The organism is Streptomyces mayonensis, from assembly GCF_018982965.1.
Classification (GTDB): Bacteria; Actinomycetota; Actinomycetes; order Streptomycetales; family Streptomycetaceae; genus Streptomyces; species Streptomyces mayonensis.
The window spans coordinates 1-5,518 of the sequence record NZ_JACBYP010000213.1 but is presented as its reverse complement, the minus strand read 5'-3'; the positions used below and the strand labels follow the sequence as shown (position 1 = coordinate 5,518).

Annotated in this window: 4 protein-coding genes and 1 pseudogene; 2 read left to right on the top strand and 3 right to left on the bottom strand. The window is 72.1% G+C overall.

Features of this window, described 5'->3' with window-relative positions:
* Positions 1–1,049: response regulator (locus tag HZS56_RS37035; RefSeq protein WP_507227386.1), on the top strand; the 1,049-nt coding region annotated here is incomplete at its 5' end.
* Between the two features lie 285 nt (positions 1,050–1,334).
* Here the strand turns inward: HZS56_RS37035 and HZS56_RS37030 are convergent.
* The 3 genes from HZS56_RS37030 to HZS56_RS37020 all read right to left on the bottom strand — a co-directional run bounded on the left by HZS56_RS37030 (position 1,335) and on the right by HZS56_RS37020 (position 4,402).
* Positions 1,335–3,011: a long-chain fatty acid--CoA ligase gene (locus tag HZS56_RS37030; protein WP_216725198.1), complete on the bottom strand. Its 1,677-nt coding sequence runs from the start codon at positions 3,009–3,011 to the stop codon at positions 1,335–1,337.
* A gap of 128 nt (positions 3,012–3,139) precedes the next feature.
* Positions 3,140–3,721, bottom strand: a complete 582-nt coding sequence (locus tag HZS56_RS37025) for a SigE family RNA polymerase sigma factor (protein ID WP_216725197.1) — start codon at positions 3,719–3,721, stop codon at positions 3,140–3,142.
* A gap of 354 nt (positions 3,722–4,075) precedes the next feature.
* A complete protein-coding gene (locus HZS56_RS37020) occupies positions 4,076–4,402 on the bottom strand; it encodes a hypothetical protein (RefSeq protein ID WP_216725196.1) in 327 nt (108 codons plus the stop codon).
* Positions 4,403–4,762: 360 nt separating this feature from the next.
* On the opposite strand from HZS56_RS37020, the pseudogene HZS56_RS37015 reads away from it, so the two are divergent.
* A pseudogene (locus tag HZS56_RS37015) lies at positions 4,763–5,490 on the top strand (bifunctional DNA primase/polymerase).
* The last annotated feature ends 28 nt before the right edge of the window (positions 5,491–5,518 follow it).

The following is a 5,518-nucleotide window of genomic DNA, read 5'->3' as shown; positions in this document are numbered from 1 at the left end:
CCGCACGTTCGGACCAGCCCGCCCGCCCCGACCCGTCGGCCCGCCCACACCCTCCGGCCGAGCAGCCGCCCGCCGCCGCGCCGGCCAAGCGGCAGGGGCACGGACCGGGGCAGCCCCAGCCCCAGCCGCAGGGGCAGGAGCAGCCGTCCCTGGGCGGTGGCCAGCCGCGGCTCGCGCCGGTCACCGAGGGCGCCGGGCGGTCCTACGCGATAGGGGCACCGGACGAGAACGCCGCCGAGGGCCCCGAACCGCTGGACGGCCCCGGCGGTGCCGTGGAGGTGGCCGACCCGCCGCGTCCGCAGCCGATGGACGACGAGCTGCCGCCGGAGCCGCTGGACAACCCGCGCCGACTGCTGGTCTGGCCCGCACCTGACGTCTCCACGCAGCAGGCGCTCAGCGACCGGGGCTACCGGCCGGTGATCGTCCACTCGCGCGAGGAGGTGGACGCGCAGATCGCGGCGTTCCCCGCCGCGCTGTTCGTGGACCCCCTGACCGGGCCGATCACCCGTACGGCGCTCCAGTCGCTGCGACAGGCGGCGGTGGCGGCCGAGGTGCCGGTACTGGTGACGGCCGGACTCGGACAGGCCTCCCGGGACGCCGCCTACGGTGCCGACCCCGCCGTACTGCTGAAGGCGCTCGCGCCCCGGGACAGTGAGCAGCATCCGCCGCGCGTGCTGCTGATCGAGGAGCACGCGGAGATCGCGCTCGCGCTGACCGCGACCCTGGAGCGGCGCGGGATGCAGGTGGCGCGGGCGGCGAGTGACACGGACGCGGTGACGCTGGCGGGGCAGTTCCGGCCGAACCTGGTCGTGATGGACCTGATGCAGGTCCAGCGGCGCCAGGACGGCTCCGCCGGGATCGTCGGCTGGCTGCGCGCGAACGGGCAGCTCAACCGCACCCCGCTCGTCGTCTACACCGCTGCCGTCGACCAGGCCGACCTGCCGCGGCTGGCCTCGGGCGAGACGGTGCTGTTCCTGGCGGAGCGTTCGACCAGCGGCGAGGTACAGGCCCGGATCGTCGAGCTGCTCTCGCGGATCGGAACGAACTGAGGACTACTGAGGACTACTGAGGACTACTGAGGACTACTGAGGACTACTGAGGACTATTGACGACTACTGACGGCTGAGGGCCCCGCTCCCACGCGGCCGACACCGCCGCGCGGAAAGTCCCGGGTCCCGGCCGCCGGGCGGGGAGCCCTCGGTCCCGGCCGTCCGGCGGAAAGCCCCGCGCCGGCCCCGGCCGCCCGGCAGGGACCACGGGTCCCTGCCACCCGGCGGAGGCCGTCCGCCGCAGGGCCGTCCGCCGCAGAGGCCGGCAGACGGGAAGGGCGCCGGTCAGAGCCGGGTGACGTCCAGCCCGCCGTCGGCGTACTGCCTGCGCAGCACCTTCTTGTCGAACTTGCCGACGCTCGTCTTCGGCACCGACTCGACCACCGTCCAGCGCTCCGGGAGCTGCCACTTGGCGATCCTGCCCTCCTCGGCGAGGAAGGTGCGCAGCTCCTCGAAGCCGACGCTCGCGCCCTCCCTGAGGACGACGGTGGCCAGCGGCCGTTCGCCCCACTTGTCGTCCGGGACGGCGACCACGGCGGCCTCGGCGACGTCCGGGTGGGACATCAGGGCGTTCTCCAGCTCGACGGAGGAGATCCACTCGCCGCCGGACTTGATGACGTCCTTGGCGCGGTCGGTGAGGGTGAGGAAGCCGTCGGCGGAGATGGTGCCGACGTCGCCGGTCTTCAGCCAGCCGTCCTCGCTGAACTTGTCGGCGGGGCGCAGCGGGCCGGCGTCCGGGCCGTCGTAGTAGGCACCGGCGATCCAGTTGCCGCGGACCTCCAGCTCACCGGCGGACTCGCCGTCCCAGGGCAGGCGCTCGCCACCGGGACCGGTGAGGCGGGCCTCGACACCGGCCGGGAAACGGCCCTGCGTGAGGCGGTAGGCGAACTCCTGCTCCGTACCGAGCGCGTGGGCCGGCGGCCGGGCGACGGTGCCGAGCGGGGAGGTCTCCGTCATGCCCCAGGCGTGGCAGACCCGCATGCCGAGCGCGTCGAACGCCTCCATCAGCGACGAGGGACAGGCGGAGCCGCCGATGGTGACCTGGGTGAGGGAGGAGACGTCGCGGGGCGTTGCCGTCAGCTCGGCGAGCAGGCCCTGCCAGATGGTGGGGACCGCGGCGGCGTGCGTCGGGCGCTCCGCCTCGATCATCGCGGCGAGGGGTGCGGGCTGCAGGAAGCGGTCCGGCATCAGCATGTTGACGCCGGTCATGAAGGTGGCGTGCGGCAGCCCCCACGCGTTGACGTGGAACTGCGGCACCACGATCAGCGAGGTGTCCTCGTCGGTCAGCCCCATCGACTGGGCCATGTTGACCTGCATGGAGTGCAGGTAGATGGAACGGTGGCTGTAGACCACGCCCTTGGGGTCGCCGGTGGTGCCGGACGTGTAGCACATGGCGGCGGCGGCCCGCTCGTCCAGCTCGGGCCAGTCGTACGTGGTCGGCTTCCCCGCGATCAGGTCCTCGTACTCGTGCACCCGGGCGTCGGCGCCGTCCAGCGGCGAGCGGTCACCGGGTCCGGTGACGACGACGTGCTCGACCGTCTTGAGATGCGGCAGCAGCGGAGCGAGCAGCGGCAGCAGCGAACCGTTCGTGATCACGACCCGGTCGGCGGCGTGGTTGACGATCCAGGCCAGCTGCTCGGGCGGGAGGCGGAGGTTGAGCGTGTGCAGGACCGCGCCCATGGAGGGGATCGCGAAGTAGGCCTCGACGTGCTCGGCGTTGTTCCAGGCGAGCGTCGCGACCCGTTCGTCGCCGCGGACCCCGAGGTCCTCGCGCAGGGCGTGCGCGAGCTGGGCGGCGCGGGCGCCGACCTCGGCGAAGGAGCGGCGGTGCGGTTCGCCCTCACCGGTCCAGGTGGTCACCTGCGAGGCGCCGTGGACGGTCGACCCGTGGGTCAGGATCCTCGATATCAGCAGCGGTACGTCCTGCATCGTGCTCAGCACGGTGTCCTCCCGGGGCGACATTGCCTACGCGGCGGTAAGGGTTGCGCCGATTCTGCGCACATACCGCGCGGTATGTCACTAGTCCCGGGTGATCGATCAGCCGGCGATACCCGACAGGCAAGCCCACCCGAGGTACACAGATCCCCCCATCACCGGACAATCCCCAGCTCAGGGTCCTCACGGAGCTTGCCGAGCGCCCGGGAGACCGCAGACTTCACCGTGCCCACGGAAACTCCGAGCACTTCGGCCGTCTGGGCCTCGCTGAGGTCCTCGTAATACCTGAGGACGACCATCGCGCGCTGCCGGGCGGGCAGCTTCGTGATCGCCCGCCACATGGCGTCGTGCAGTGCCTGGCGCTCGGCAGGATCGTCGCCGCCGGTCACGGGCTCCGGCTCGGGCAGCTCGTCGCAGGCGAACTCGTCGATCTTGCGCTTGCGCCACTGCGACGTCCGGGTGTTCAGCAGCGCGCGGCGGACGTAACCGTCCAGGGCGCGGTGGTCCTCAATCCGCTCCCAGGCCACGTAGGTCTTGGTGAGTGCGGTCTGCAGCAGGTCCTCCGCGTCGCTCGGATTCGCGGTGAGCGACCGGGCGGTACGCAGCAGCACCGGCTGGCGGGCCTCCACGTACGACGAGAACGAGGGGTACGGGAAGGTCTGCGTCCTCGCCGCGGCCGAGGCCGGTGCCTGGCCGGTGGCGGCGTTCGAAGCGCTGGTGCAGACGAGTGTGGTCATGGCTCAACGCTATGAGCGGGAGGGCACCCGGCGGATCGGCCGCAGGTCCCGAAGGGGCGTCCGCCTCAGGTTGTAGGGGTGGTGTTGCCCCCACCTCCTCTGGGTGGACGAGAAGGGGAGGGGTACTACGGGTCAGTCCCTGAGACCCTCCGAGGCACCCCGCTCCGACCCGCACGACACGGACCCGCCCCAGAACGGCCACCCGGACCCACCTCCACCCCGCCCCCGGGTACGAGAAACGCCGGGGCGACGGCACCGAAGCACCGCCGCCCGGACGCACTGCGACCCCAAGAAGCACACCCGCAAAGCAGCAGAGGGGACGGCGCGGCAGCGCGACCGCGCCGCCCCCTCAGCTCACCACCAGAGCGGCGTGAAGTTGACGGACACGTTCTCGTTGCCCTGGTTGATCGACGTGAACGCGGAGCCGTCGACCTGCGCGGTGTTGCTCTGGTTCGAGGCCCCCGAGCCGACCGCCTGCTGCTGCGTGGTGGACGAATTGCCGTTGTTGTCGTCGCCGACGCCGCTGCCGATGATGCCGGCGGTCGCGCTGGCGGCGGTCGCGCTCGATCCGTCGTCCGCGAAGGCACCGTTGTCCGCCGTCGCCACCCCGCCGAAGAGGGCGGCGGCGAGCGGAAGGGCGGCGAGGGTGGCGACGACACGGGCGGTACGGATGCTTGCCATGTTTCCTCCAGAACAAGTGCGCACCGGCTACTGCCGACAACGCGAGAAGTACGTGAACCAGGTCTCCTGCCAAGGCAGTTGGCCGACCGCCTCGACGCTTTGCACGACGTCGCGTGATCAGAGTTGCCCACCGGGCCCCGCCGAACCACCCCGGAAGCCCTGATTCGCCCTCAAGCGTGAGGACAAGTCGATAAACCCCTTTGCTTCCCTTCATGCTCATCACGGCACAGCACAGACACCTGCACCCCAAGCCCCACAAGAGGTGAAGCGTTCCGCCACTTTCTGCAGCTCCTCCGTTCACCCGGCGCGTCGCGCCCGCTCACCCTTCCCTTTCTCGAACATACGTACGACCATGGGCCCATGGCCACCACCGACCGGCAGGCCACGACGCTGGCCCTCGCACACGCCCTGTCAGCCGCGGAACGCGGACTGGCCGTCCTCCCGCTGTCCCGCACGAAGCTCCCGGCCCTGCGCTCACCCCACCGCGACGACCCCGCTCCGGCCCTCTGCCACGGCGAGTGCGGCCGCTTCGGCCACGGCGTCCACGACGCCTCCACCGACCCGTCCCGCATCCGCGCCCTGTTCGCCGCCGCGCCCTGGGCAACCGGATACGGCATCGCCTGCGGACTGCCCCCGCACCACCTCATCGGCGTCGACCTGGACACCAAACCGGACACGGACTCCCCGGCGGCCCTGCGCGAACTGGCCCTGCGGCACCTGTTCACGATCCCGCCCACGGTCGTCGTCATCACCCCCGGCGGAGGCCGCCACATCTGGCTCACCGGCCCGCCCGACGCCGTGGTCCCCAACTCGGCCGGCCGCCTCGCCCCCGGCATCGACATCCGGGGCGCCGGCGGCTACCTGGTCGGTCCCGGGTCCCGCACCCGACACGGCACCTACACCACGGCCCCCGGCACCGCCCACCTGACACCCGCCTCTTCTGGGCCGCCTGCCGCGCCTACGAGAACGGCATCGGCCCGGCCCTCCTGAACCCCCTCCTGGAAGCCGCCCGAGCCACGGGCCTCACCGACCAGGAGGCCCGCACCACGATCGCCTCAGCGGCCCGCATGACAGGCCACCACTGCTGAACGCCCCCCCCTCCGCAGCCACCGCCCC

Bases quoted from the DNA above. Each gene is read 5' to 3' on its own strand.
- HZS56_RS37020 (WP_216725196.1), bottom strand. From the start codon at position 4,402: ATGGCAAGCATCCGTACCGCCCGTGTCGTCGCCACCCTCGCCGCCCTT.
- HZS56_RS37025 (WP_216725197.1), bottom strand. From the start codon at position 3,721: ATGACCACACTCGTCTGCACCAGCGCTTCGAACGCCGCCACCGGCCAG.
- HZS56_RS37030 (WP_216725198.1), bottom strand. From the start codon at position 3,011: ATGTCGCCCCGGGAGGACACCGTGCTGAGCACGATGCAGGACGTACCG.